Source organism: Pontibacter sp. Tf4, from assembly GCF_014212495.1.
Taxonomy (GTDB): domain Bacteria; phylum Bacteroidota; class Bacteroidia; order Cytophagales; family Hymenobacteraceae; genus Pontibacter.
This window is the reverse complement of the sequence record NZ_JACKZC010000004.1, coordinates 264,049-286,424: the sequence shown is the minus strand read 5'-3', so window position 1 is coordinate 286,424 and position 22,376 is coordinate 264,049. Positions and strand designations below refer to the sequence as shown.

Genomic DNA, 22,376 nt, shown 5'->3' with positions numbered 1-22,376 from the left:
TAAAGAATGTTCAACTTAAAGGAAATCGTATCAGTTACGCTGATCCTGTTTGCGATCATCGATATTCTGGGCTCTATTCCCATTATCATTAACCTGCGCAAGCGCGAAGGCGTGATCCACTCCGAAAAAGCCACCATTATTTCCGGCATTCTGATGATCGCGTTCCTGTTTGTGGGCGATGGTATCCTGAAGCTGTTCGGTATTGATTTTCAATCGTTTGCCATGGCTGGGGCTATCATCATTTTCATTATCGGTCTGGAGATGATCCTGGGCAAAGACTTTTTTCACACTGATCCCGAAATAAAAAGCGGTTCTATTGTTCCGCTGGCGTTTCCGCTTATAGTTGGCGCCGGCACCATGACCACTCTGCTCTCCTTGCGGGCCGCTTACTCGCTGCCCAATGTACTGGTGGGCATTGTGGTGAACCTGGTTTTTGTATACATCGTGCTGAAATCATCGGGCTGGATAGAGAAACGCCTGGGCAAAGCCGGTGCCGACGTACTGCGTAAGGTATTCGGTGTCATCCTGCTGGCCATTGCCATTAAACTGTTCAAGAGCAACCTGCCTATTTAATTTTTACAATTTGAAGATTTGGAGATGTGAAGATGTGGAAATGAATTACCACACATCATTTTCAAATCTTCAAATTTTCAAATCTACAAATCTTAAAAATGATCGAGATATTTACAGATGGTGCTTCGCGTGGAAACCCGGGGCCGGGTGGGTATGGCGTTATTCTGCGCTGGGGGCCGCATGTAAAAGAACTGTCTGCCGGTTTCCGTAAAACTACCAACAACCGCATGGAGCTGCTGGCTGTTATTGTGGGGCTCGAAGCGATCACGAAACCGGGCATTCCGATCACCATTTACTCCGACTCTAAGTACGTGGTAGATGCCGTGGAAAAGCGCTGGGTATTCGGCTGGCAGAAAAAAGGCTTCGCCGGCAAAGCCAACGGCGATCTGTGGAGCAGATTTCTGAGAATTTATGCCAAACATAATGTGCGCTTTGTGTGGGTTCGCGGCCACGCCGGTCACCCCGAAAACGAGCGTTGCGACGAACTGGCCGTAGCCGCCGCCTTAGCCCCCAACCTCCCCGCCGACGAAGGCTTCGAATCCGGCATGTTCAACTCCAAGTAAGAAGTCTGAACCGCAGATTAATCAGGATTAAAAGGTTGATTTAAGATTTCTTTTGTGAGCTCCAGGTACCCATTCATAATTTCTAATTTCTAATTCATAATTAAGCGCAGCATTGGCTAATTCTTACTTTCAGTTCAAGCAGTTCAGGGTGGAGCAGGAGAGGTGCGCCATGAAGGTTTGTACTGATTCGTGCCTGTTTGGCGCTGTAGTGGATGTAAGTAAGGCTGCCCGGATTTTGGATATAGGTACAGGGACCGGTTTGCTCTCGCTGATGGTGGCGCAGCGCTCCGGGGCAACTATAGATGCCGTGGAAATTAACCCGGAAGCAGCCGCGCAAGCCCGCGAAAACTTTGCTGACAGCCCATGGTCCGACAGACTGCACCTACATCCGGTAAGTTTGCAAACGTACGCCAACTATAGCCAGCCACAGTACGACGTTATTCTTTCCAATCCGCCGTTTTTTCTGGCCTCGCTGAAATCCGGCAACGCAGCCAAGGATAGCGCCAAACATACCGGCGACCTGTTCTTCGAGGATATTCTGGCTTTTGCACAACAGCACCTTATACCGGAAGGCAAGCTTTACATTCTGCTGCCACCCGCAGAAGCCACTCATTTTGCCGGCCTTTCCCCGGTGCATCAGCTGTACTTAACTCAAACTATAGAAGTTTTCACCTACATCGGTGGCCAATGCATCCGGCATATCCAGACCTATAGTTTCACAAAATCAACTGCCCCAACTATAAGCCAGCTCCACATCCGCGAAGCCGATAAAACTACTTATACCGCTGCATTTACAGCGCTGTTAAAGGCATACTACCTGCATCTATAGTTTCTTTACTGACCTCGCACGGACTCCAGGCGCTATAGTTAGGCCAGCACTGTTTCGCGCTCTATAAAGTTAATGCCATATGCATTCAGTTCTTCCAACACCGGCTGGTATAGTTCGGGGTGGATGGGGATGACGACGCCGTGCTGTGTGATTTTGCCCTGTAGCAATAGTTTGGCCAGAATAGCGACTGGCAAGCCAACGGTTTTGGCCATGGCTGTGTGTACTTCGTCATCGCCTTTCACTACCAGCGACGAAGTCAGTTCGTGTTTCTCCCCTGCCAGCTCGTACTCGAACAGGTGCTGCATCACGATCATGTCCTTATCGCCTGGGGATAGCTGCCATTTTTCCTTCAGTATCTTTTCCAGTATCTGTGCCGGGGTGGCTCCGGCAAGCTCCACCGGCTTTTCAGTAAATAAGTCGAGCCAGGCCAGTTTCTGCATTATAGTGCCGTCAGCGTCTATGCCGGTATAGTTGGCAAGGCGCTGTTCTATCGTTTGCCCGTTGGTAACAGGCGGCAGGAAAGCTTCCAGGTAACTACGGTAGCTCATGTGTTCAGAGCCTTCCAGACTATAGCTGTCGTCGGTGAGGCCGAGCTGAACGAACACATTCCAGGCAGCACAGTAGCCGGCCTTGCGTAGTGTGCCGCGCAGCATAGTAGGTATATCAAGCAGGTTATAGGGTTCGCGGTAGCTTAAGGAGTCGCGGTTGGCATAGCCTTCAAACTGCCCGTAGCCTTCTACATAAATCTCTTCGGTGCGTGTAAACAGCTTGTGGTAGGGAATGTATTTGTACTCGCCGTTTTTAATGTATTTAGCCGTGCCCTGCCCTGCCAGCACCACGTTGCGCGGGTTCCAGGTAAACTTATAGTTCCAGGGGTTGGTGTCTGATTCCGGCGCAACCAGGCCACCGCAGTACGATTTAAAAGATGTAAGCTTGCCGCCTTTGGCCCGGATGTGCTCGATAGCTGCCATCGCCGACATGTGGTCTATGCCCGGGTCAAGCCCCGATTCCATCAGGATGGTCAGGTTCTTTTGCTGTGCTTCGGCGTGCAGTTCCAGAAAAGCAGGTGTTACATACGAGGCTGTGATCAGATGTCTGCCCTGTTTCAGGCATTCGCGGGCAACCTCTATATGATAGATGGCCGGCAACAGCGAGATCACCAGGTCGGCTTGTTTCACTTCGGTTTCGCGCTGGGCATCGTTGTGCACGTCAAAAACAATGGCTTCAGCAAAGGGCAGGTCGTCAACTAGAGTGTGCAGGTGAGTTACAACGATGTCGCCGATCTTTACATGCCAGTTTTCGGTGGGTGCGTGGTGCAGCAGGTAGGCGATGAGCGAAGAAGCAGAACGGCCGGCGCCGAGAAGCAGTATATTTTTCATAGGGTAAACGTACGTTTTGGGTTCCGGCTATAGTTTGCGTGAGGGATGGAGCGGTTGTTTGAGCTCTTTTGGCGAGGTACGAGCCAAAAAGCGAGCCGCGAGAGCCCGACGGCTGTGCCGGCACGCCCAACACATCTCTCTGCTATAGCCTGAATGCTGCTTCAAGTTAAGGAATACCGGCAGGAAGGCAAACCGTTTTATTGTTTTATCGGAATATTCCGTTAAATTTATAGCCCTTTTCTAATTCTTGAATGAAGATTGACTTAAATGGCAAATAAACTATCGGTACACATAGACGTTGACGTGCTGGACCCGGCCGAGCTTACGGCAGAAGAGCAGAAAGCCATGCAACTGGCCCAGGAAGCAGCCAACGATGCCTATGCACCTTACTCCAACTTTTTGGTGGGAGCCGCCCTTCTGCTGGAAGACGGAACCCTGTTTAAAGGCAGCAACCAGGAAAACGCTGCTTACCCGTCGGGGCTTTGTGCCGAGCGCACGGCCCTGTTTGCCCTGAGTGCCCAACACCCGAAGGCTAAAATAAAACTGCTGGCTGTTACGGCCCGCCGCCGCCACGAGCACGAGCATCTGGCCGCCATGCCCTGTGGTGCCTGCCGCCAGGTAATGGCCGAGTACGAGTACAAACAAAAAGAGCCGATCCCGGTTTTACTGCAGGCCGCCGACGGCAAGTTTATCCGTTTTAAATCGGTTGGCGATCTGTTGCCTTTCCAGTTTACGCCGGAGCACCTGTAGGCTTTTGTTTTCAGGCTGCTGCCTGCCCTATGACCTGACATATGCATGAGCACCACCTTACTGTACCCAGAACGGCCCGCTTTTATAGTTTGGGTTTACCCTCGGAGCGTATTGCCGATCTCTGGATTGTGTGCCATGGGTATGGCCAGCTGGCCCGTTATTTCCTGAAACATTTTGCTCCGCTGGATAACGGCCGCACACTTATAGTTGCCCCGGAAGCTTTGTCGCGGTTTTACCTGGATGGTTTTTCGGGGAGAGTGGGCGCTACCTGGATGACGAAGGAAGACCGCCTGACAGAGATAGCAGACCAGACAACATATTTAGACCTGCTATTGCAAACACAGCTACAGCAATTACCTGCCGACGTTCGGGTAACTATAGTTGGTTTTTCGCAGGGCGGGGCTACGGTCAGCCGCTGGCTGGCGGCGGGTGCGGCGCCTGTGCACCGGCTTATCCTGTGGGCTGCCTCCTTCCCCGAAGATATTGACTTCAGTACCGGCAAAGCCGCTTTCCAGAACATACCGGTAGCTGTAGTGTACGGCACCCAGGATAAATTTATAACGCCCGACTCCCTCCGCAAAAAGCAGCAACTGATGGAGACCCTGGGCATACAACCCAACTACTACACGTTTGAAGGCGGCCATAGTCTGCACGCTCCCACCCTGCTGCAGGTGCATTCCGAACTATAGTTTATACTTCTCTTTCCCATTAAACTGCTCCTCCCGGGGCTGGTAATTTTCATCTTCGGCTATACAGGGTTATAATCTGAGCAAAGGCACGTTTTTAGTTAGTATAACTTTATCAATAATAACTTACAGTTATCTAACTTTACCACCCTGTTCCACTCCCAGTCAGTCGCATGATCCTTCACCTTTCTGCGACCAGACAACCTTACACTATAACTCAATAACTATTATGAAAAACTTATTTGAGCACAGTCACCGACTGATGCAAACGTTGTCTGTTGCGGCTGTATTGCTGCTTGCCGGCTGCGAAAATAACACAGATGTTGAACCTGCCGCCCCGCAATCTATGCACGGTAGTGCTGTAAAAGGAGCCACCAAAGTGTACTACGGCGACGAGGCTGCGTTAGGGAACGGCACAGCACAGGTATGGGTACAAACCGTACAGGGCAAACCCACAGCACTGGGCATAGAGTTAACAGAAGAAGCCCTGACCGGTTTACTTGACATGGACATGTTTGAGTTTGCCCTTCCGATGCCCGGGCAGGCCCATGCTACCGGCTATAAAACTGTCATGATCGGCTGGAACCCGATGGGCCATGAGCCGGAAGGCGTGTATACCCTGCCTCACTTCGATTTCCACTTTTATTTACAGACCATGGGCCAGATCATGCAGGTGCAGGGCGGCGAAGACCCGGAAGCCAGGTTGCTGGCCGGAACTGTATTACCTGAAAACTATACCTTTGGCCCGGTACCTATAGCCGTACCGCACATGGGTGTACACTGGAGTGATAGAAACTCTCCTGAGTTCTCGCCAGCCGGTTTCTCCCGAACCTTTATTTATGGTTCTTATCACGACCAGGTAACGTTTCTGGAGCCTATGATCACGCTGGAATACCTTTTAAGCCTGGAGCCCGGCGAATCTGTAACAATGGAAGTCCCTTCTCTGCTTGTATACGAAGACCCTGGTTATTACCCGCTTTCCTACACCATTACCCACACCGAGTACGGTACTTACATCATCGCCCTGACCGATTTGGTTTGGCATAACCGTAACAAATAGGTTTTACCAGAGCAATCCCTTTAAAGTAAAGTTTACGCCGCCCGCGGCCTGCTTTATTTTAAAGGGATTCTTATGTCCGGCAGGCAAAAACTCCGCCCGGTTTTATGAAACTATAGTTCGGGATAGCGCTATAAATATTTGAACATTAATATATTTACTTGCGTATATACCATAAATCAGGTAAAATGGCCTGTTTGTATCCCTATGTAAACCTGTTCTGTTCCATAAACCCTTACTGTTATGCAAAAGAGTTTTTACGCGTTCATTTTGCTATGTTTTGTGTCGGTTGCCGCATCAGCACAAAGTAAGATCAACATCACCGCCAACTTCCCCGATGCCCGTTTTTTTCTGCTCCGCGATGCCGATAACACCGAAGTATCCGAGCTTGGCTCCGGCAGCATTGAACTGAAACTGGAAAAAGATGCCCGCAACCGCATAAAAGTGGTGAAAGAAGGGTACGAGCCCCTGATAAAGGAATATCCCCGGACAACCAAATGGGAGAAAGACCAGAAAGTAGAGCTCGAAAACCGCCTGGTAGACATTACCGTGGAGCCTTATGATGCCGAAATTTATGTGGATGGCCGCATGGTGGGCAGCAAGCGGACCAGCCTTATCATTGGTAAAGGCAAGTTTCTGAATGTGGAGGTAAAGAAGACCGGTTTTGCGCCTGTTTCCAAAGTATACTACAACGCCCCGGACCGCGAGGCCCCGCCTGCCAAAGACTTTTTTGAGTTGAAAGACCGGCAGGTGCGCCTAGAAGTGGCTCCGGCCGATGCCTCTATTCTGGTAAATGGGGTAGCCAAAGGCCGTGGCAACTCCGATATTGCAGTACCGCTTGGCGAGTGCGTAACTATAACCGTAAATCGGGAAGGCTTTGCCGATGTAACGCAGGTTTTCTGCAACAAACCGGCCACCGATCCTGCTCCGCCCATCCGTTTCAGGGCTGCGCTGGAAGACCGCCTGGTAAAAATAACCTCGGCCCCGACGGATGCCAACATCGAAGTGAACGGTAAAATAGTAGGTGTAGGAAAATACGACCTTAAAGTACCAAAAAATGCCTGCATCGAATTGCGTGTGGTGAAAGATGGCTTTATCCGGTTTGTGAAGAACTACTGCAACCAGGCCAACATGCAGGAGCCACCTCTCACCGAGTATGTAGAAATGGCCGTAGATGAAGCGTATAATTCATCCATCAGCACCGACATGGCCAACGTGCGCATTACCATACCGGTAAACAAAACCCTGGACCCTGAAAGCGCCTGGCGTACGCTGAGTTCCATTATTACCCGCAGCTTTGATGTGCTGGAAACCGTGGACTACAACACCGGCTACCTGACCACGGCCTGGCAGGTACAGAACTTTAACGGCATGAGCACCATCCGGACACGCGTTATTGTCAGCACCGGCGGCAACTCCGGCGACCTTACCTATGTGGTAAAACTTGTAAGTCAGCGTGCTGATGGGGTAACAAGCGTAAAAGAAGACCAGCTATTTTCGGACTGGGAAAGGCTGCTGAAACGCTACGGAAATATTGTAGAAGAACTACAGGCACGTCTTCAGTAAAACACGAACTATAGTTTAAAAGCCCCGGAAGAAACTCCGGGGCTTTTTTTATGACCACCTGAACTATAGTTAACAATCAACAATTTAACAATCAGCAATTTAACCATCACCTTTCTCCCACATCCCTTCCATTACAACTTCCAAGAGGTGCTGGTCCGGGTCGCGGAAGTAAAAGGACAGGTAGCCACTGCCCCAGTCGTATTCCTGTTCTATGGGTATGCCGGCGCCGGCTATAGTTGTTTTGGTGGCGCTATAGTTTTGTTTGCTTACTTCAAAGGCCAGGTGCAGCTGACCCGAACCGAAGTGCGGTGGCAGTTTTTTTGATTTAGCCGAGGTTTCAGCTATAAAGCATAATAGCACCGAACTGCCCGCCCTGAAAAACACATGCCTGCCGGGTAGCTCCCCTATCACGTCAAACTTCAGCAATCCGTTGTAAAATGCTTTGGTCTGTTCCAGGTCGGTCACATACAGGCAGGTTTCTTTTATTTTCAGGATGTCCATGGCTGCTTTAAAAAGGTGATTCATGTGCTGCTATATAGCAAACGTATCGTGGGTGCTTACGTTAAGTTAGGGGAATATGCGCCTTTCTTTAACGTTACCTATGAAGCTTATGACAAAAGTATTTATTCTTTTTGCCGCCGTGCTTGCCGTGGCGTTTTACTTTTTACGCGATCAGTTCTCCGATGCACCCGCTGCCGCGCCGGCCTCTTCCGGCAATTTAGAACGACTTGCCTCACTACCCGGAGAGGTAAAAGAAAGCTCCGGAATTGAAACCCTCCCGGAAAAAGGGCACTTAATCACCCACAATGATGCCGGTAACAAACCCTACCTGTACGAGATAAACGAGCAGGGCAAACTCCTGAAAACCTATAAACTGAAGCTGCCCAACGTAGACTGGGAAGACCTTACCCGCGATGATAAGGGCAACCTGTACATCAGCGATACGGGCAACAACGATAACAAGCGCCGGGAACTGGCCGTGTATAAAGTGAACTATAACGCTATGAACAGCCCGCAGGCCATCCGCTTTACCTACGAAGACCAGCCCCACAAAACTTCTAAAAAAGACAAGATCGGTTTCGACAGCGAAGCCATTTTCTGGTACAACAACACCTTGTACCTGGTAACCAAAGACCGCAGCAACACCGGCGAAGCCCGCATTTACACCCTGCCAGACACGCCCGGCACTCACAAAGCGCAGAAGGCCGGCACCCTGAAACTAAAAGAACCTGTAACCGGCGCCGCCATCAGCCCCGATGCATCTATAGTTGCTCTCCTGAGCGAAGAAAAAATACACCTGTACCGCGATGTGCCCTCGCCGGAAAAGTTTTATGAGCAGAAGGCCGAGGAAATAAAGCTGGATGGCGCCGGACAGACCGAGGGAATTACGTTTGAAGATGCTAAAACCCTGCTTATTACCAGCGAGGGCGGCAACCTGTACCGTTACAAACTATAGTTTATAGTTGGCAAAACAAAAGGGCTGTAGTGTATGCTACAGCCCTTTTTATATTATTTAGCTTCTGCCAGCCTGCCTCCAGGCAAAGCAGGTTTCGGGTTGCGCCAAACCTTGTACAGCACAAACAATCCGATCAGTATCAGCGGTATACTTAAAAGTTGCCCGATGTTCAGCGCCATGGTCGCTTCTTTTTCTACCTGGTCTTCTTTCAGGAACTCCACTAAAAATCTGAAACTGAAAAGCAGCGTTACAAACAAACCGAAAAGCAGCCCAAGCGGCAGGTTCTGCTTATACTTTTTCCAGAGCCAGTACAGCAGCACAAACAGGCCAAAAACCATAATAGATTCGTATAGTTGTGCCGGGTGGCGCGGGTCCTGCGAGGCAGCCACGCCGTTTATGATCTCGTTGTTACGCAGAAACTTAAAGGCCCACGGTACATCAGTTACCTTGCCAATAATCTCCGAGTTCATCAGGTTCCCTAAACGGATAAGCGCACCACCAAGGGCTACTACAATCACGATGCGGTCGAGCACCCACATATAGTTGAATTTATGGTTACGGCTGAACAGCCACAGTGCCAGCAATATACCAATGGTTGCCCCATGGCTCGCCAGCCCGCCTTCCCAGATCTTCAGAATCTCGATCGGGTTGCTCAGGTAGTATTCCGGTGAGTAAAATAGCGTATGGCCCAAACGTGCGCCAATTACCGTCCCGATGATCATGTACAGGGTAATAGCATCTACATCGCCTTCGGTGCGGCCTTCGGTTACGTAAATTTTGCTCAGGATACGTTGCCCAAACACAAAAGCCAGCGCAAACAACAACCCGTACCAGCGTACAGATATTGGCCCGATGTGAAATATTTCCGGATCTACGTTCCAGGTAATGTAGTTCAGTAAACTCATATAAGGGTGCTAATCGTGTGTAGCCAAAGTTACAATAAATCGGGCAGGTACAAAAAGGTAGGATTATAACTATAGTTTCTCTTTTGAGATTAAGTGTGTTTATAGAGAGATTGCCTGTGTTCTATAGTTCATTAACACGCTGTTGTCATTTCGAGCGTAGTCGAGAAATCTATCTCGGATTATAGCTGCTTTCTTTTCAACCCGAGCGTTAGCCGAGGGATCTTATGTGTTCTATAGTTTGATAAGTTATAATCCTATTGTTGGCTTTGCCTACCACTAGAAACAAGCCGTTGTTCTATAGTTTCCTTTCATCCTGGGAGCTCTAATAGCCTATAGTTCTATAGTTTACTTGGCTCCCTCCCGGGCCGGGAGGCCCCGTCTTTGGGCATCGCGCTGCTTTCGCTTCCTTTGCTCCTGACGTCGCCATGCCTGACGGCACCGGAACCTCTCGAGGCGCTCAACCCAAAGACTGAGATCAGTTCGATAGCTTCTGCTTCAACTATAGTTTCCTTATTTGCTTTTCGTTAGAGCAGATCGGTTTTTCTCGTGGCTATAGTTCCTTGGGGCAGGCTGCGCCCGCCTGTTCATGGTATGTAACTATCAAACTATAGTTGAACTATAGAACTATAACTTAAACTATAGCAATGTCAGAGTTTCCCTCCTTAGACAAGGAGGGGTAGGGGTGGTTTGACCAACAGCAACTATAAAACTATAGTTACAACTATAGCAAAAACCAAAATCCTGCTAATCCATTAATCCTGTAAATCCTGATTCAGACAAACTCCCCCTCCTACAACCGGTTGAGCTGGTTCAGTTCTTCCCGGAAGCCGCCGCTCAGGATCGGGAAGCGAAGCCAGCTGCGTGGGTCCAGGTTATAGTCGTCGAGGTGGAAGGCTGGGGCGTAGCGTTCGCGTTTCCATTGGTTGCGGCTCCACAAACTATAGAATTTAGTCAGCCAGCCCTGTATCGTTTCACCGTCTGCTACATTTGCTTCCAACAGTTTCTCATACACTTCCTGTGGCGAGTAGCGCTCAAAAAATGCCAGACGCTCTATCTGGTTCAGCACATCATACGGCATCAGGTCCTTTTCATCGGTCTGTACTTCTTTAGACGGACGCAGCTCTGCCGACGGTTGCAATTTGTTCACATACTGCAAGCCTTCATAGCCCAGTTCGGTCTGGCACCATATCAGCAGTTGCCGGACAAACGATTTATCGATACCCGCTATAGGTGAGATACTTCCGGCGGTGTCGCCGTCCATGGTGGCGTAGCCTACAGCCGCTTCACTACGGTTAGATGTTGCCAGCAGCAATGCATTTTTGATATTGGCCAGCATCCAGATAGCCGGGGCCCGTACCCGCGCCTGTATGTTCTGCAATGTCAGGTCGTCTTCGGCCCAGGTGAGCGGCCGCTGCAATGCTGCCTCAATAATGGACGTATAACCCTGTACCTGCTCATCTATGGTCCAGCTATAAAACACAGCGCCAATGCTTTGCGCCAGTTCCTTCGCCGAGTTAAAAGTGTCATCCGACGAATTGACTGTTCCCTGGTAAGCACAGGTCAGCAGCCGGCCGGTCAGTTCGCGTTTTACCTGCTCAGGCGGCAGCGTTTCAAAATAGGCGGCATCTTTTAACGAGAACAACTGTGTTTTAGCAATAAAGCCAAGCGCAGTTAAGCTATCCACGCCCCGGCGCACCATCTCGGCCACAGCCACCGCACATAACGACGAATCGGCTCCTCCGCTCAGCGACAGTACAAAGCCACGGCTACGGCTCTTGCGCATATAATCGAACAGGCCCAGGCTTAGGGCTGCCATCACTTCCTTATTCTCATCTATAGTTGGCAGGTATTGGATAGGTTCATCTGTAGTTGGCGCCTCGTCGAAATCTACTTCAGCTACTTCCATATCCACATTCCGGAAGCAAAGCAGCTCGTTTCGTTTCAGCAGTTTGCCGTGCTGCGCTATCAGTACCTCGCCATCGTAAATTACCTTGCCAGCTTCGTTGCCCAGCAGGTTGGCATATACATACGTGCATTTGTAGCGCTTCGAGGCCTCCAGCACCAGGCGGTAACGCAGATCGGTTTTACTCATGGCAAAGTGGCTGGCGCTGGGGTTCAGGATCAACTGCACGCCCTTGGCCATGTGGCGCTCAGCAGGGCGGTTTGGTCGCCAGGCATCCTCGCATATCTCAAACGCATATTTCACACCCTGCTCTTCATACACCAGATCACCGATCCTGTATTTCTCCCCGAACAGCTCAAACTCTCCTACCTGGTTGGCAGGCCACTCCGTAAACCAACGCGGCTCGTAATGGATGCCATCCCTGGCCAGAAACTGCTTGGCCGTAAATCCTATTATCTCTTTGTTCCTGATAACGCATGCGGTGTTGTACACCTGTTTGTCCAGCCAGATGTGCACGCCTACACATACCGTAATGCCGTCGCACCACTCCTTTACCTGCAGTAATTTCCGGAAAGTGGTTTCGCCGAGCCAGGGACTCAAAAACATATCTTCGCAACCATAACCGGTAATGCAGAGCTCAGGCAGCAGCAGTATGTTTACCTGGCGGGAAATGGCTTCGTTAATGGCTTCTTTAATGTTCTGCAGGTTGTTGTCCCAGTCCATCGGGGTCTGGTTCAGAGCGGCGCCTGCCAGCGTGAGTACATTTTTTTTCATAGATAATATTAAACGCAACTATAGCCGGCAAGTTAAGTTTTATTGTTGGATGGCCGAAAGGTTAAATTGCTAAAGGTTGATGGTTGTTTAACAGGATGAGTTGCTCTTAAGAAACCAGCAACTAAACTATAGTCAGCATTTACAAAACAGCCTAAAGCAAAAAAGACGCAAGGTGTTGCGTCTTTACATTTCTTTAAAATTTAACTATAGCTTTCTGAGCAATTAAGAAATCTTCAGGATCTCCAGGCTTTTTTCTGCGGCAGCCTGGTCGGCTTTTTTCTTGGATAAGCCCACACCGGTAGCAACAGGCTTATCTCCAATGTACACTTCCGATGTAAACTCGGTGGTATTGCCCTGCTGCTTTTTCCTGATGCTCTCGAAGCGGATCTCCATGTTCTGGCTTTGCGCCCACTCGATCAGTTTACTTTTGAAATTGGCAGTCGTGTTTACGAGCTGGTGCAGGTCTACGTGGGGCTTTATCAGTTTGCCCAATATAAACTGGCGCGTCATGTTATAGCCTTTGTCCAGATAAATGGCTCCTACCAGCGCTTCCAGGGCATTGCCGTTCACAGACTTATGGCGGTTAGATCCCGTTTCTACTTTTACCAGCAGGTTCAGTCCTATTTTTACGGCAATATGGTTCAGCGACTCACGGTTAACAATGCGTGAGCGGATCTCTGTCAGAAAACCTTCGTCTTCGTACGGAAACTTACGGAAAAGTAACTCAGCTACCACAGCACCCAGCACGGCATCACCTAAAAACTCAAGGCGCTCGTTGGTATCGTGTTTTGTACCTGCTGCCTGTCGGGCAAACGAGGTATGGGTAAGGGCAAGTTTATACAGCCTGATATTATCGGGTGTACTCCCTGTAATACCGGCAATGGCGCGTACTAATTCTCTATCCCTGTTAAATACTCTCTGGTAGAAACGCCGAACCGGTTTAATAGGACCAAGCACTAATCGTTCAGTTGTCTGAAAATTACGGATGTGTTGTGACCGCCAAAACCAAAGGTATTGCTCAACGCCACTTTTACTTCGCGCTCCTGTGCCTTGTTAAAGGTAAAGTTCAGGTTCGGGTTAAAGCTTTCGTCGTCGGTAAAATGGTTAATGGTTGGTGGCACCACGTTGTTTTTGATAGCAAGGATAGAAGCAATAGCCTCAATCGCACCGGCAGCTCCCAGCAGGTGGCCTGTCATAGACTTGGTAGAGCTGATGTTGAGCTTGTAGGCATGTTCGCCAAACACTGTCTCGATCGCTTTCGCCTCGCTTATGTCGCCAAGTGGGGTGGATGTACCGTGTACGTTAATATAATCTACTTCTTCCGGCTTGATGTGGGCATCACGCAGTGCATTCTTCATTACATTCAGGGCACCCAATCCTTCCGGGTGTGGTGCTGTAATGTGGTAAGCATCTGCAGACATACCGCCACCTAATATCTCGGCATAGATCTTTGCTCCGCGGGCCTTAGCGTGCTCATACTCTTCCAGTATAAGAGCGCCGGCGCCTTCGCCAAGCACAAATCCATCGCGGTCCTTATCAAACGGGCGGGATGCAGTTTCAGGGGAATCGTTGCGCTCCGAAAGGGCTTTCAGGGCATTAAAACCACCTATACCGGCTTCTGTTACAGCTGCTTCCGAACCACCCGATACGATCACATCAGCTATACCTAAACGGATATAGTTAAAGGCATCGAGTAGAGCGTTGGTAGCAGAGGCGCAGGCCGAAACGGTAACAAAGTTAGGGCCACGGAAGCCATACTTAATAGAGATCTGACCGGCGCTGATGTCAGCGATCATCTTCGGGATGAAGAACGGGTTGAAGCGTGGTGTGCCATCGCCGTTGGCGAAGTTCACACACTCTTCCTGGAACGTGCGCAAGCCGCCAATTCCAGATCCCCAGATCACGCCCACGCGGTCCGGATCGTAGTTACCTTCAGTTAAGTTTGCGTCTTGTACAGCCTCGTCGGCCACTACAAGCGCAAACTGTGTAAACAGGTCCATTTTGCGGGCCTCTTTACGATCAAAGTATTTTTCCGGATCGTATCCTTTTATTTCACAGGCGAACTGTGTTTTAAACTTACTCGCATCAAAGCGTGTGATAGGCGCAGCTCCACTCACGCCATTAACAAGGCCGTTCCAATACTCTGCAACGGTATTTCCAAGTGGCGTGAGTGCGCCCAGCCCAGTAACTACAACTCTCTTAAGCTCCATAAGCTGTTACCAGAGGATAGATATAGTAGAAAAATCTTATACTTAAAAAGGGATTATTATTTTGCGTGCTCTTCCAGGTAGCTGATAGCCTGACCTACAGTGGCGATGTTCTCAGCCTGATCATCTGGAATAGATACGTTGAACTCTTTTTCAAATTCCATGATAAGTTCTACTGTATCTAATGAATCTGCGCCAAGGTCGTTAGTGAAGCTAGCCTCAGGAGTAACCTCTGACTCTTCCACGCCAAGCTTATCGATGATGATAGCTTTTACTTTTTCTGCGATTTCTGACATTTTTCTTATAGTTTATTAAAACACTGTGCAAAGAAATATAATTAGGCAGACAATGCCAAAAAAAATTACTCTATTCGTTCTAAAGCAAAAGTTTTGGCCTGTAGCTGTCTTATTCCAAAGTAGCTTCTTAAATTTAGGCGCCAAAGCAATACAATGAAATTATTTTACCTCGACGATGATTACGAATACGATTTTGACCTGTATGGGTTGGTTTCGTCGGGGAAGGAGTACACCCTGGCCTGGTGGCTGAACAAAACGTTTGCCATGCGCCTTATAAAACAGACCGACCTGTGCTACACCCTGCCCGACAGGCAGCAGATGCTGGTCTCCAACTATGAGTTCTGTTCCGAGCACAGCACGATCAGGTTGCTGCGCAACAAGGCACTGGGCACTATTACTGCACGCAAGCCTTACCTGCTCCCGGAAATAAAGCAGTACGACTATGTGCTGCATATTACGGGGTCGTTGCCCAGGTTGTACCCGCATAATTTTATAAACACCCTGTTGCGCATACCGTTAGTACAGTATGTAAAACAATTCGACCCGCTGGCTCTTAACAATAAAGAGAATCTGATTTTTTAAATATGAATACTACGTTTAACAAAACAAAGGTGCTTGCCACCGTAGGTCCTGCTTCCAACACGTTCGAGCGTTTATTATCGCTGGTGAGGGAAGGCGTGGATGCCTTTAGGCTTAATTTCTCGCACGGAGAACACTCCGAACACCTGGAAGTGATCAATCATGTGCGCGAAATAAACCGTCAGTTTAATACAACCGTGTGCCTTGTGCAGGATCTGCAGGGTCCTAAGATCAGGATCGGCGAAGTGGAGAATGGCGGCGTAGAGATACACGAGGGACAGGAAATTCTGCTGCGCTGCGATGGTTCTCTGAGCGTACCGGGCCGACTGGCCACCAACTATACGCACCTGGCCCAGGATGTAAAAGCCGGCGATGCCATCCTGATTGATGACGGTAAACTGGAACTGAAGGTACTGCATACAGATAACGACCAGGAAGTGCGCTGCCAGGTAATCTATGGTGGTGTAGTAAAACCCCGCAAAGGCATTAACCTGCCCGACACCAGCGTATCGGCACCGTCGTTAACAGAGAAAGACCTGCGCGACCTGCACTTTGGCCTGGACCACGACGTGGAATGGGTAGCCCTTTCGTTTGTGCGTTCTGTAAAAGATATAAACGAGATAAAGCGCATTATAGAAGAGCGCGGCAAAGATACCCGCGTTATTGCCAAAATAGAGAAACCTGAAGCTATCCGTAACATCGACGAGATCATTGCGGCTACTGATGCCATTATGGTTGCCCGCGGCGACCTGGGTGTGGAAGTTGGCATGGAACAGGTGCCGATGATACAGAAAATGGTAGTGGAGAAGAGTAACCGTGCTGCCAAGCCAGTGATCATTGCTACCCAGATGATGGAAAGCATGATCGTGAATCCGCGCCCAACGCGTGCCGAGACCAACGACATTGCCAACGCGGTAATTGACGGGGCCGACTGCCTGATGCTGAGCGCCGAAACTGCTGTTGGTGCCTACCCGGTAGAAACGATCCGCAGTATGATCCTGACCATCCGTACCGTAGAGACGCATGCCGATATCTTTAACAAGAACTTTGTTCTGAATCCGCACTCGCCTTTCTTCTGCAACGACAGCCTGGTAGCCAATGCCTGTAACCTGGCCCGCGACACCAACGCCCGTGCCGTGATCGGTATGACCAAATCAGGCTACACGGCGTTCCAGCTGGCCAAGTACCGTCCGAAGTCGGATATCTTTATTTTTACAGAGAACACCAAGCTGCTGACCACGCTTAACCTGGTGTGGGGTGTAAGAGGCTTCCATTACGACAAGTTCGAGTCTACGGACGCTACGATTGCCGACATTAAGGAGATCCTGCTGGAGGGTGGCTATATTGAGAAAGGTGATGTGTTCATTAACACGGCCAGTATGCCGATAAACGAGCAGAAAAGAACCAATATGATAAAGCTGAGCATAGCTTAACTATAGTTCTATAGTTCTGATTAAAACAAGAAAGCGCCGGTAACTGCTATAGTTGCCGGCGCTTTTTATTTATCCTTAGTTGTTGAGCCGCGCTTTTCGGGCAATTGTGTTTCAGCGTTCAGTTATTCCGCTACAGTTGAGCAAAGCCGGTGCACTAACTATAAACACAAAAAGCCTTGCGCGCGTGCACAAGGCTTTGAAACTATTTACTCCGCAAAAATTACGCAGCCAGCGTGTTTACAAACTTAGCCAGTTTAGACTTGTTGTGAGCCGCTTTGTTTTTGTGGATGATGTTTTTCTTAGCCAGACGGTCAATCATTGAAGAAACTGTCTTGTACAGTTCCTGCGCCTCGGCTTTATCAGTTGTGCTTCTCAGTTTTTTGATGAAGGTACGAGTAGTTTTCGCCTGGTATCTGTTACGAAGACGTTTAGCGTTATTCGCTCTGATTCTTTTTAATGCCGACTTATGGTTAGCCATGTTATTTTATACTGTTAAATATTTTGTTCCGTATCTTGAATGAGTTTGCAAAGGTATATTCTTTACAATTAATTTCCAAAGCTTGTTCCCCAGAAAAATATTTTAACTCATTTATGGTTACAAAGGTAAAACCAAATCAGCAAATTAACACTATATACATGCTGCTATATACTACGTAAATTCAGATCATGTCATTTGTTACACGTCTATTAGTCACATTTATAGTTGCCGGGGGCATTGTAGCCTGCTCTCCTGATACCGATGCACCACCTGCCCCACAGGCAGAACACAAGCCTACCCCCTACCAGCTGAACATACCGGCTACACTGTCGCGCAATTTTATAATACCCGATGATAACCCGCTTACAGAAGAGGGCGTGCTGCTGGGCAGACACCTGTTTTATGAGAACAGGCTCTCGGGCAACAATACTATGTCGTGCGCTACCTGCCACCAGCAACAGAAGGCGTTTACCGATGGAAAATCGGTGAGCTTTGGCATAGACCGCCTGCCAACCAAACGAAGCACCATGAGCCTGGCCAACATGCTATGGTTTACTGCCTTCAACTGGGATGGCAGCGCTAAATCTTTAGAAGAACAGGCCCGCGGCCCTATCGAGAACCCGGTAGAGATGCACGAAACAATGGCGAATGCCGTAAGTGAGCTGCAACGCACGCCCATTTATCCGCCCCTGTTCTATAAAGCGTTTGGCGACAGCACCATTACCGAGGAAAACGTACTGAAAGCACTGGCCCAGTTCCAGCGCACGCTTATTTCTGCTGATTCGCGGTATGACCGATACCTGCAGAGCAAAGAGGTTTTTACCCCCGACGAGGCGGAAGGCATGCGCCTGTTTATGACGCACCCCGAACCCAGCCAGGGCATACGCGGCGGCAACTGCGGCGACTGCCATGGCGGCACCCTGATCTCGCTGAAAGGCTTCCATAACAACGGCCTCGACTATACTTTTAAAGACAACGGCCTGGGCGGTGTAACCGGCCGCGAAACCGACAACGGCAAGTTCAAGGCGCCATCGCTGCGCAACATTGCCCTGACAGCGCCTTACATGCACGACGGCCGTTTTAAGTCCCTGGAAGAGGTGCTGGACCACTACAACGAGCACGTTATTTACAACAGTCCTAACATCGACCCGCTGATCACGGAAGCATCAAATGTGCAGAATGGCCGAAGTCTGAAATTAACAGCCGACGAAAAGCAGAAGATCATCAGGTTCCTGCATACTCTCACCGACTCCACGTTTATACAGGACCCCAAATTCGCAAACCCTTTTACCAGATAAGCCATGCACCAATTATACAGACACACCCTTACAACTATAGCTATAGTTTGCACACTGCTCTTTACGGCCTGCTCGTCGGATGACGAGGAACCTATAGTTGCCAATGTAGAGGTAGTGGTAGAGAACACGGTGGCAGGACACCCGCTGAAGCTGACAGACACAACCTACACCAGCCCAACCGGCGATATTTATGCAGTGCATGAACTGGCCTATTTTATGAGCAACATCAAGCTACTGAATGCCAGCGGCGAAGCCGTTTATATAGAGCCCGATAGTTACCACCTGATAGAGGAACAGACAGGCAAACGTACATTTACACTTAAAAACGTGAAAGCCGACACCTATACAAAATTGCAGTTCGGAGTTGGCGTAGATGCTGCCCGCAACCACTCTACAGACCAGTACGGCGACCTGGATCCCAGCTCTTCAATGGTATGGGACTGGGACACAGGCTACAAGTTCTTTTCGTTGGTAGGCAATTATACAGCCAACACAAAAGCCGGCGGGCTGGTATTCCATATTGGCGGCGATGCTAACTATAAAACAGTAACTGTAGACCTGCAGCAGCCGCTCGTTATTAAAGCCACCGAAGGAAACCGCATAACTATAGTTACCGACCTGAACGCCATATTTCAGGATCCGCACCCGATAGATTTTGATGAGATAAACACGGCCATGACCGGCCCGGATGCCGCTAAAATTGCCGAGAACTATAGCACCGGCTTTTTCAGGAAAGTAACCGCAGAGTAATTCAGGATGTGGCGCAGCAGCTTAAAACCAAGGTATAGTGTTGCAATTGTGCTGCTTGCCTTTTGCGCTATAGTTACGGCCTGCGACCAGCCAGCTGCCGTGGCGCCTGTACCGGATTATGTAACCTTGCCCGTGCCGGCAAACTTTCCGGAGCCTTTGGCCCAGCCTGCACATAATAAAGCCACAGCACAAGGCATTCTGTTAGGCAAAACACTCTTCTTCGACCCTACCCTTTCGGCAAACGGAGAAGTTTCCTGTGCCACCTGCCACCAACCCGACAAAGCTTTTTCGGATGGGCAGTCACTCTCTGAGGCAGGAGTATCGGGGAAGCCATTGAGACGGCACGCACCGGCCCTTATAAATTTGGCCTGGATGGATGGTCTGTTCTGGGATGGAGGTGCCCGGAACCTGGAATCGTTGAGCTTTGCCCCGCTGCGCCACCCCGATGAGATGGGACAGGATATTGCCGGACTGGTTGCCCGCATGCAGCAGCACCCCACTTACCCTGCCATGTTCAAAGCGGCTTTCGGCACCGATTCGGTTACAGCGGCAGCACTGGGGAGGGCGCTGGCACAGTTTCAGCGCACATTAATCTCGGCCAACTCGCGCTACGACCGTTATGTGCGGCAAGAACCGAATGGGGCTTTATCCGACCACGAGCTACAAGGCCTGTACCTGTTCCGGCAACACTGCAGCAGTTGCCACGCCACCGACCTGTTCACCGATAACCGCTACCATAACAACGGGCTCGATGCCAGCTTCCCGGGCAGTGACGAAGACCTGTACTTTGGTTACGGGCGCATTTCCCGCAAACCGGAAGACATCGGGAAATATAAAACACCAACCCTGCGCAACATTGCCCTGACTGCGCCTTACATGCACGATGGTCGTTTTAAAACGCTGCCGGATGTGCTTGACCACTATAGCCACGGTGTAAAATGGTCGGAGACTTTAGCCCCAGCACTGCAGCAACACCAGAAGCCGGGCATTCCTTTAACCGAAACCGAAAAAGAAAAGCTCATTGCCTTTCTGCACACCCTCACCGATGCCGGTTTTATCAGAGCCCACACCCCTGCGCCATAAACTATAGTTATAAAAAAAAGCCGCTGCAACTATAGTTACAGCGGCTTTTTCAGCATTTTTTATGAAACAGGATTAGTTGTTATCGCGTTTCACGTCCACATCTACGTCAATATCGTCGATCTTGCCTAAACGTTTCTGAACACTGTTCTCGAACTCGTTCCAGTCGGCTTTAACTTCTTCCCACTCACGACGGGTTTCTTCATCCCAGGTAGAAGATTCAGCTTCAAACTCAGCCTCTTTACGGTTATATTCTGCACGCATTTCGCGGTACTCGTCAGCTGTTACTGTTTCAGCTTTAGCAGTGTTAGTTCTAACCCAGCCAGTAAATTCATCATATTCCTGGTTGGCTTCAGCGCCAGCTTCGTTCAGTTCAGCATTTGCTTCAGTGTTTGCTTCTGATACTTCAGCCTGTGTTTCGTCTACAGCTGAATTTGTCTCATTCTGTGTTTCCTGGCCACAGGCAAACATAAAAAAGCCAAGTGCCAGCGCCATTCCTATTGATTTAATATTCGATACGATTTTCATAGTTTTGTAATTTTTGTTACTGCCTGTTTTACGCATCAAACAAAATATTGATATACCCAACTATAAAATTCCTCTACAAAAGCAATAATGCAAAAATAAAATACAATTTCTGGTCAACATTTTTAACTATAGTTTGTTAAGCACATAGCACTATAGAAAGAGCGCCAATTAAACAACTCCTGGGTTTAAAAGTTAATTTTGTGCTGCAAGCATAATAATCTGATTACCCTCGTATAATTAACTATAATACCACAGTTTTTTAGCCATGCCTATCTTATCATCATCCTACAAGGCACCCTTTTACCTTTTTAACGGGCACCTCCAAACCATTATCCCAAGCTTGTTCAGGCAGGTGGGCGGCATAACGTACAGTCGCGAGCGGCTTACCACCCCCGATCAGGATTTTATAGATGTGGACTGGTCGCAGGTGGGTGGCGATAGCCTGGTGGTGTTGTCGCATGGGCTGGAAGGCGATAGCAGCCGGCCTTACATTTTAGGAATGGTGCGTGCTTTTAACGAGCGTGGCCTGGATGCCCTGGCCTGGAACTACCGTAGTTGCAGTGGCGAACCAAACAAATTGCTACGCTCCTACCACCTGGGCGCTTCCGATGACCTGCAGTTTGTAGTGGAACATGCCCTGCATACAGGCAACTATAACACCGTACACCTGATAGGTTTTAGTGCGGGGGGCAACATTACACTTAAGTACCTGGGCGAGAACCCGGCACAGGTTCCTGCTGAAGTGAAGCGTGCCTGTGTGTTCTCTGTTCCGGTAGACCTGAAAGCTTCGGCCCAGAAAATTTCACGCATCTACACCCAACGTTTCCTGAAGACCCTGGGCGAAAAACTGGAGCAAAAACGGCAGCTATATCCCAACGAGGTAGACCTGACCGACTACAGCGTTTTCTGGTCTTTCCCGGAGTTCGACAACCGCTACACCGCCCCGATCCATGGTTTTAAAGATGCAGATGATTATTATACCAAAGTCAGTTCGCGGCAGTTTCTCACAAACATACAGCAACCTACACTGCTCGTAAATGCCAAAAACGACCCGTTCCTGGCCGAAGAATGTTACCCCGTAGAGGAAGCACGCACTAACCCGTATTTTTACCTGGAGATGCCTGAAACCGGCGGCCACGTAGGCTTTACCGAAGATTTCCGGAAAGATGTTTACTATTCTGAAGCCCGGGCCGTGAAGTTTTTATTAGATGATGTGAGGTGTTGTTTGTAGTTAATTAAAAGGAGTGTGTTTTTTCCTCATCTGATTTGAACTAAGGCATATTTCT

Annotated in this window: 23 protein-coding genes; 14 read left to right on the top strand and 9 right to left on the bottom strand. The window is 49.3% G+C overall.

All coding sequences use genetic code 11. The features are described 5' to 3' along the window. Positions 1-6 precede the first annotated feature (6 nt). The 3 genes from H7F15_RS08600 (at position 7) to H7F15_RS08590 (ending at position 1,965) form a co-directional block, all read left to right on the top strand. Positions 7-573, top strand: a complete 567-nt coding sequence (locus tag H7F15_RS08600; protein ID WP_185196559.1) for a MarC family protein — start codon at positions 7-9, stop codon at positions 571-573. Between the two features lie 98 nt (positions 574-671). Further along, positions 672-1,136, top strand: coding sequence for a ribonuclease HI (gene rnhA, locus H7F15_RS08595; RefSeq protein WP_185196558.1), 465 nt, complete (start codon positions 672-674; stop codon positions 1,134-1,136). Positions 1,137-1,248: 112 nt separating this feature from the next. Further along, positions 1,249-1,965: a tRNA1(Val) (adenine(37)-N6)-methyltransferase gene (locus H7F15_RS08590; RefSeq protein ID WP_185196557.1), complete on the top strand. Its 717-nt coding sequence runs from the start codon at positions 1,249-1,251 to the stop codon at positions 1,963-1,965. A gap of 38 nt (positions 1,966-2,003) precedes the next feature. On the opposite strand, the gene H7F15_RS08585 is transcribed toward H7F15_RS08590, so the two are convergent. Then, positions 2,004-3,344 (bottom strand): saccharopine dehydrogenase family protein, encoded by a 1,341-nt coding sequence (locus H7F15_RS08585; protein ID WP_185196556.1) that lies wholly within the window; start codon positions 3,342-3,344, stop codon positions 2,004-2,006. 267 nt (positions 3,345-3,611) lie between these two features. Here H7F15_RS08585 and cdd point away from each other — a divergent pair, with 267 nt between their 5' ends. The 4 genes from cdd (at position 3,612) to H7F15_RS08565 (ending at position 7,403) form a co-directional block, all read left to right on the top strand. Then, on the top strand, positions 3,612-4,094 hold the full coding sequence (cdd, locus tag H7F15_RS08580) for a cytidine deaminase (protein WP_185196555.1): 483 nt from the start codon (positions 3,612-3,614) through the stop codon (positions 4,092-4,094). A gap of 41 nt (positions 4,095-4,135) precedes the next feature. Next, entirely contained in the window at positions 4,136-4,783 is a 648-nt protein-coding gene (locus H7F15_RS08575) for an alpha/beta hydrolase (RefSeq protein WP_185196554.1), read from the top strand. A 226-nt stretch (positions 4,784-5,009) separates the two neighbouring features. Further along, on the top strand, positions 5,010-5,840 hold the full coding sequence (locus H7F15_RS08570) for a DUF5602 domain-containing protein (RefSeq protein ID WP_185196553.1): 831 nt from the start codon (positions 5,010-5,012) through the stop codon (positions 5,838-5,840). 240 nt (positions 5,841-6,080) lie between these two features. Continuing rightward, complete coding sequence (locus tag H7F15_RS08565) at positions 6,081-7,403, top strand: hypothetical protein (RefSeq protein ID WP_185196552.1); 1,323 nt, start codon at positions 6,081-6,083, stop codon at positions 7,401-7,403. A 99-nt stretch (positions 7,404-7,502) separates the two neighbouring features. Here the strand turns inward: H7F15_RS08565 and H7F15_RS08560 are convergent, their stop codons facing one another. Continuing rightward, entirely contained in the window at positions 7,503-7,928 is a 426-nt protein-coding gene (locus H7F15_RS08560) for a VOC family protein (protein ID WP_370523520.1), read from the bottom strand. Positions 7,929-8,004: 76 nt separating this feature from the next. Here H7F15_RS08560 and H7F15_RS08555 point away from each other — a divergent pair, with 76 nt between their 5' ends. Continuing rightward, the gene (locus tag H7F15_RS08555; RefSeq protein ID WP_185196551.1) at positions 8,005-8,859 is read left to right on the top strand and encodes an SdiA-regulated domain-containing protein; all 855 of its coding nucleotides are present in this window, start codon (positions 8,005-8,007) and stop codon (positions 8,857-8,859) included. Positions 8,860-8,912: 53 nt separating this feature from the next. Here H7F15_RS08555 and lgt read toward each other — a convergent pair whose 3' ends face one another. The 5 genes from lgt to H7F15_RS08530 form a co-directional block, all read right to left on the bottom strand. Beyond that, positions 8,913-9,764, bottom strand: a complete 852-nt coding sequence (gene lgt / locus H7F15_RS08550) for a prolipoprotein diacylglyceryl transferase (protein WP_185196550.1) — start codon at positions 9,762-9,764, stop codon at positions 8,913-8,915. 790 nt (positions 9,765-10,554) lie between these two features. Then, the gene (gene nadE, locus H7F15_RS08545; RefSeq protein ID WP_185196549.1) at positions 10,555-12,441 is read right to left on the bottom strand and encodes an NAD(+) synthase; all 1,887 of its coding nucleotides are present in this window, start codon (positions 12,439-12,441) and stop codon (positions 10,555-10,557) included. Between the two features lie 222 nt (positions 12,442-12,663). Beyond that, entirely contained in the window at positions 12,664-13,398 is a 735-nt protein-coding gene (rnc, locus tag H7F15_RS08540) for a ribonuclease III (protein ID WP_185196548.1), read from the bottom strand. Next, the gene (gene fabF / locus H7F15_RS08535) at positions 13,398-14,651 is read right to left on the bottom strand and encodes a beta-ketoacyl-ACP synthase II (RefSeq protein ID WP_185196547.1); all 1,254 of its coding nucleotides are present in this window, start codon (positions 14,649-14,651) and stop codon (positions 13,398-13,400) included. The genes rnc and fabF overlap by 1 nt, the downstream gene beginning before the upstream one ends. Before the next feature lie 56 nt (positions 14,652-14,707). Beyond that, positions 14,708-14,944 (bottom strand): acyl carrier protein, encoded by a 237-nt coding sequence (locus tag H7F15_RS08530; protein WP_007659745.1) that lies wholly within the window; start codon positions 14,942-14,944, stop codon positions 14,708-14,710. Positions 14,945-15,097: 153 nt separating this feature from the next. Between H7F15_RS08530 and H7F15_RS08525 the strand changes: the two genes are divergently transcribed. Both H7F15_RS08525 and pyk read left to right on the top strand, forming a co-directional pair. Beyond that, positions 15,098-15,526: an IPExxxVDY family protein gene (locus H7F15_RS08525; protein ID WP_185196546.1), complete on the top strand. Its 429-nt coding sequence runs from the start codon at positions 15,098-15,100 to the stop codon at positions 15,524-15,526. Between the two features lie 2 nt (positions 15,527-15,528). Then, positions 15,529-16,956 carry a pyruvate kinase gene (gene pyk, locus H7F15_RS08520; protein WP_185196545.1) on the top strand — a complete coding sequence of 476 codons (1,428 nt, stop codon included), beginning with the start codon at positions 15,529-15,531 and terminating at the stop codon, positions 16,954-16,956. A gap of 220 nt (positions 16,957-17,176) precedes the next feature. Here the strand turns inward: pyk and rpsT are convergent, their stop codons facing one another. After that, positions 17,177-17,434, bottom strand: a complete 258-nt coding sequence (gene rpsT, locus H7F15_RS08515; protein WP_185196544.1) for a 30S ribosomal protein S20 — start codon at positions 17,432-17,434, stop codon at positions 17,177-17,179. 188 nt (positions 17,435-17,622) lie between these two features. On the opposite strand from rpsT, the gene H7F15_RS08510 reads away from it, so the two are divergent. Genes H7F15_RS08510 through H7F15_RS08500 form a run of 3 tightly spaced genes read left to right on the top strand, consistent with a single transcriptional unit; the run spans position 17,623 to position 20,565 of the window. Further along, the gene (locus H7F15_RS08510) at positions 17,623-18,732 is read left to right on the top strand and encodes a cytochrome-c peroxidase (RefSeq protein ID WP_185196543.1); all 1,110 of its coding nucleotides are present in this window, start codon (positions 17,623-17,625) and stop codon (positions 18,730-18,732) included. A 3-nt stretch (positions 18,733-18,735) separates the two neighbouring features. Next, positions 18,736-19,482, top strand: coding sequence for an MbnP family protein (locus H7F15_RS08505; protein WP_185196542.1), 747 nt, complete (start codon positions 18,736-18,738; stop codon positions 19,480-19,482). A 48-nt stretch (positions 19,483-19,530) separates the two neighbouring features. After that, positions 19,531-20,565, top strand: coding sequence for a cytochrome-c peroxidase (locus H7F15_RS08500; RefSeq protein ID WP_370523514.1), 1,035 nt, complete (start codon positions 19,531-19,533; stop codon positions 20,563-20,565). 72 nt (positions 20,566-20,637) lie between these two features. Here the strand turns inward: H7F15_RS08500 and H7F15_RS08495 are convergent, their stop codons facing one another. Further along, entirely contained in the window at positions 20,638-21,090 is a 453-nt protein-coding gene (locus H7F15_RS08495) for a hypothetical protein (protein WP_185196540.1), read from the bottom strand. 265 nt (positions 21,091-21,355) lie between these two features. Here H7F15_RS08495 and H7F15_RS08490 point away from each other — a divergent pair, with 265 nt between their 5' ends. Further along, positions 21,356-22,321, top strand: coding sequence for a YheT family hydrolase (locus tag H7F15_RS08490; RefSeq protein ID WP_185196539.1), 966 nt, complete (start codon positions 21,356-21,358; stop codon positions 22,319-22,321). Positions 22,322-22,376: the final 55 nt, after the last annotated feature.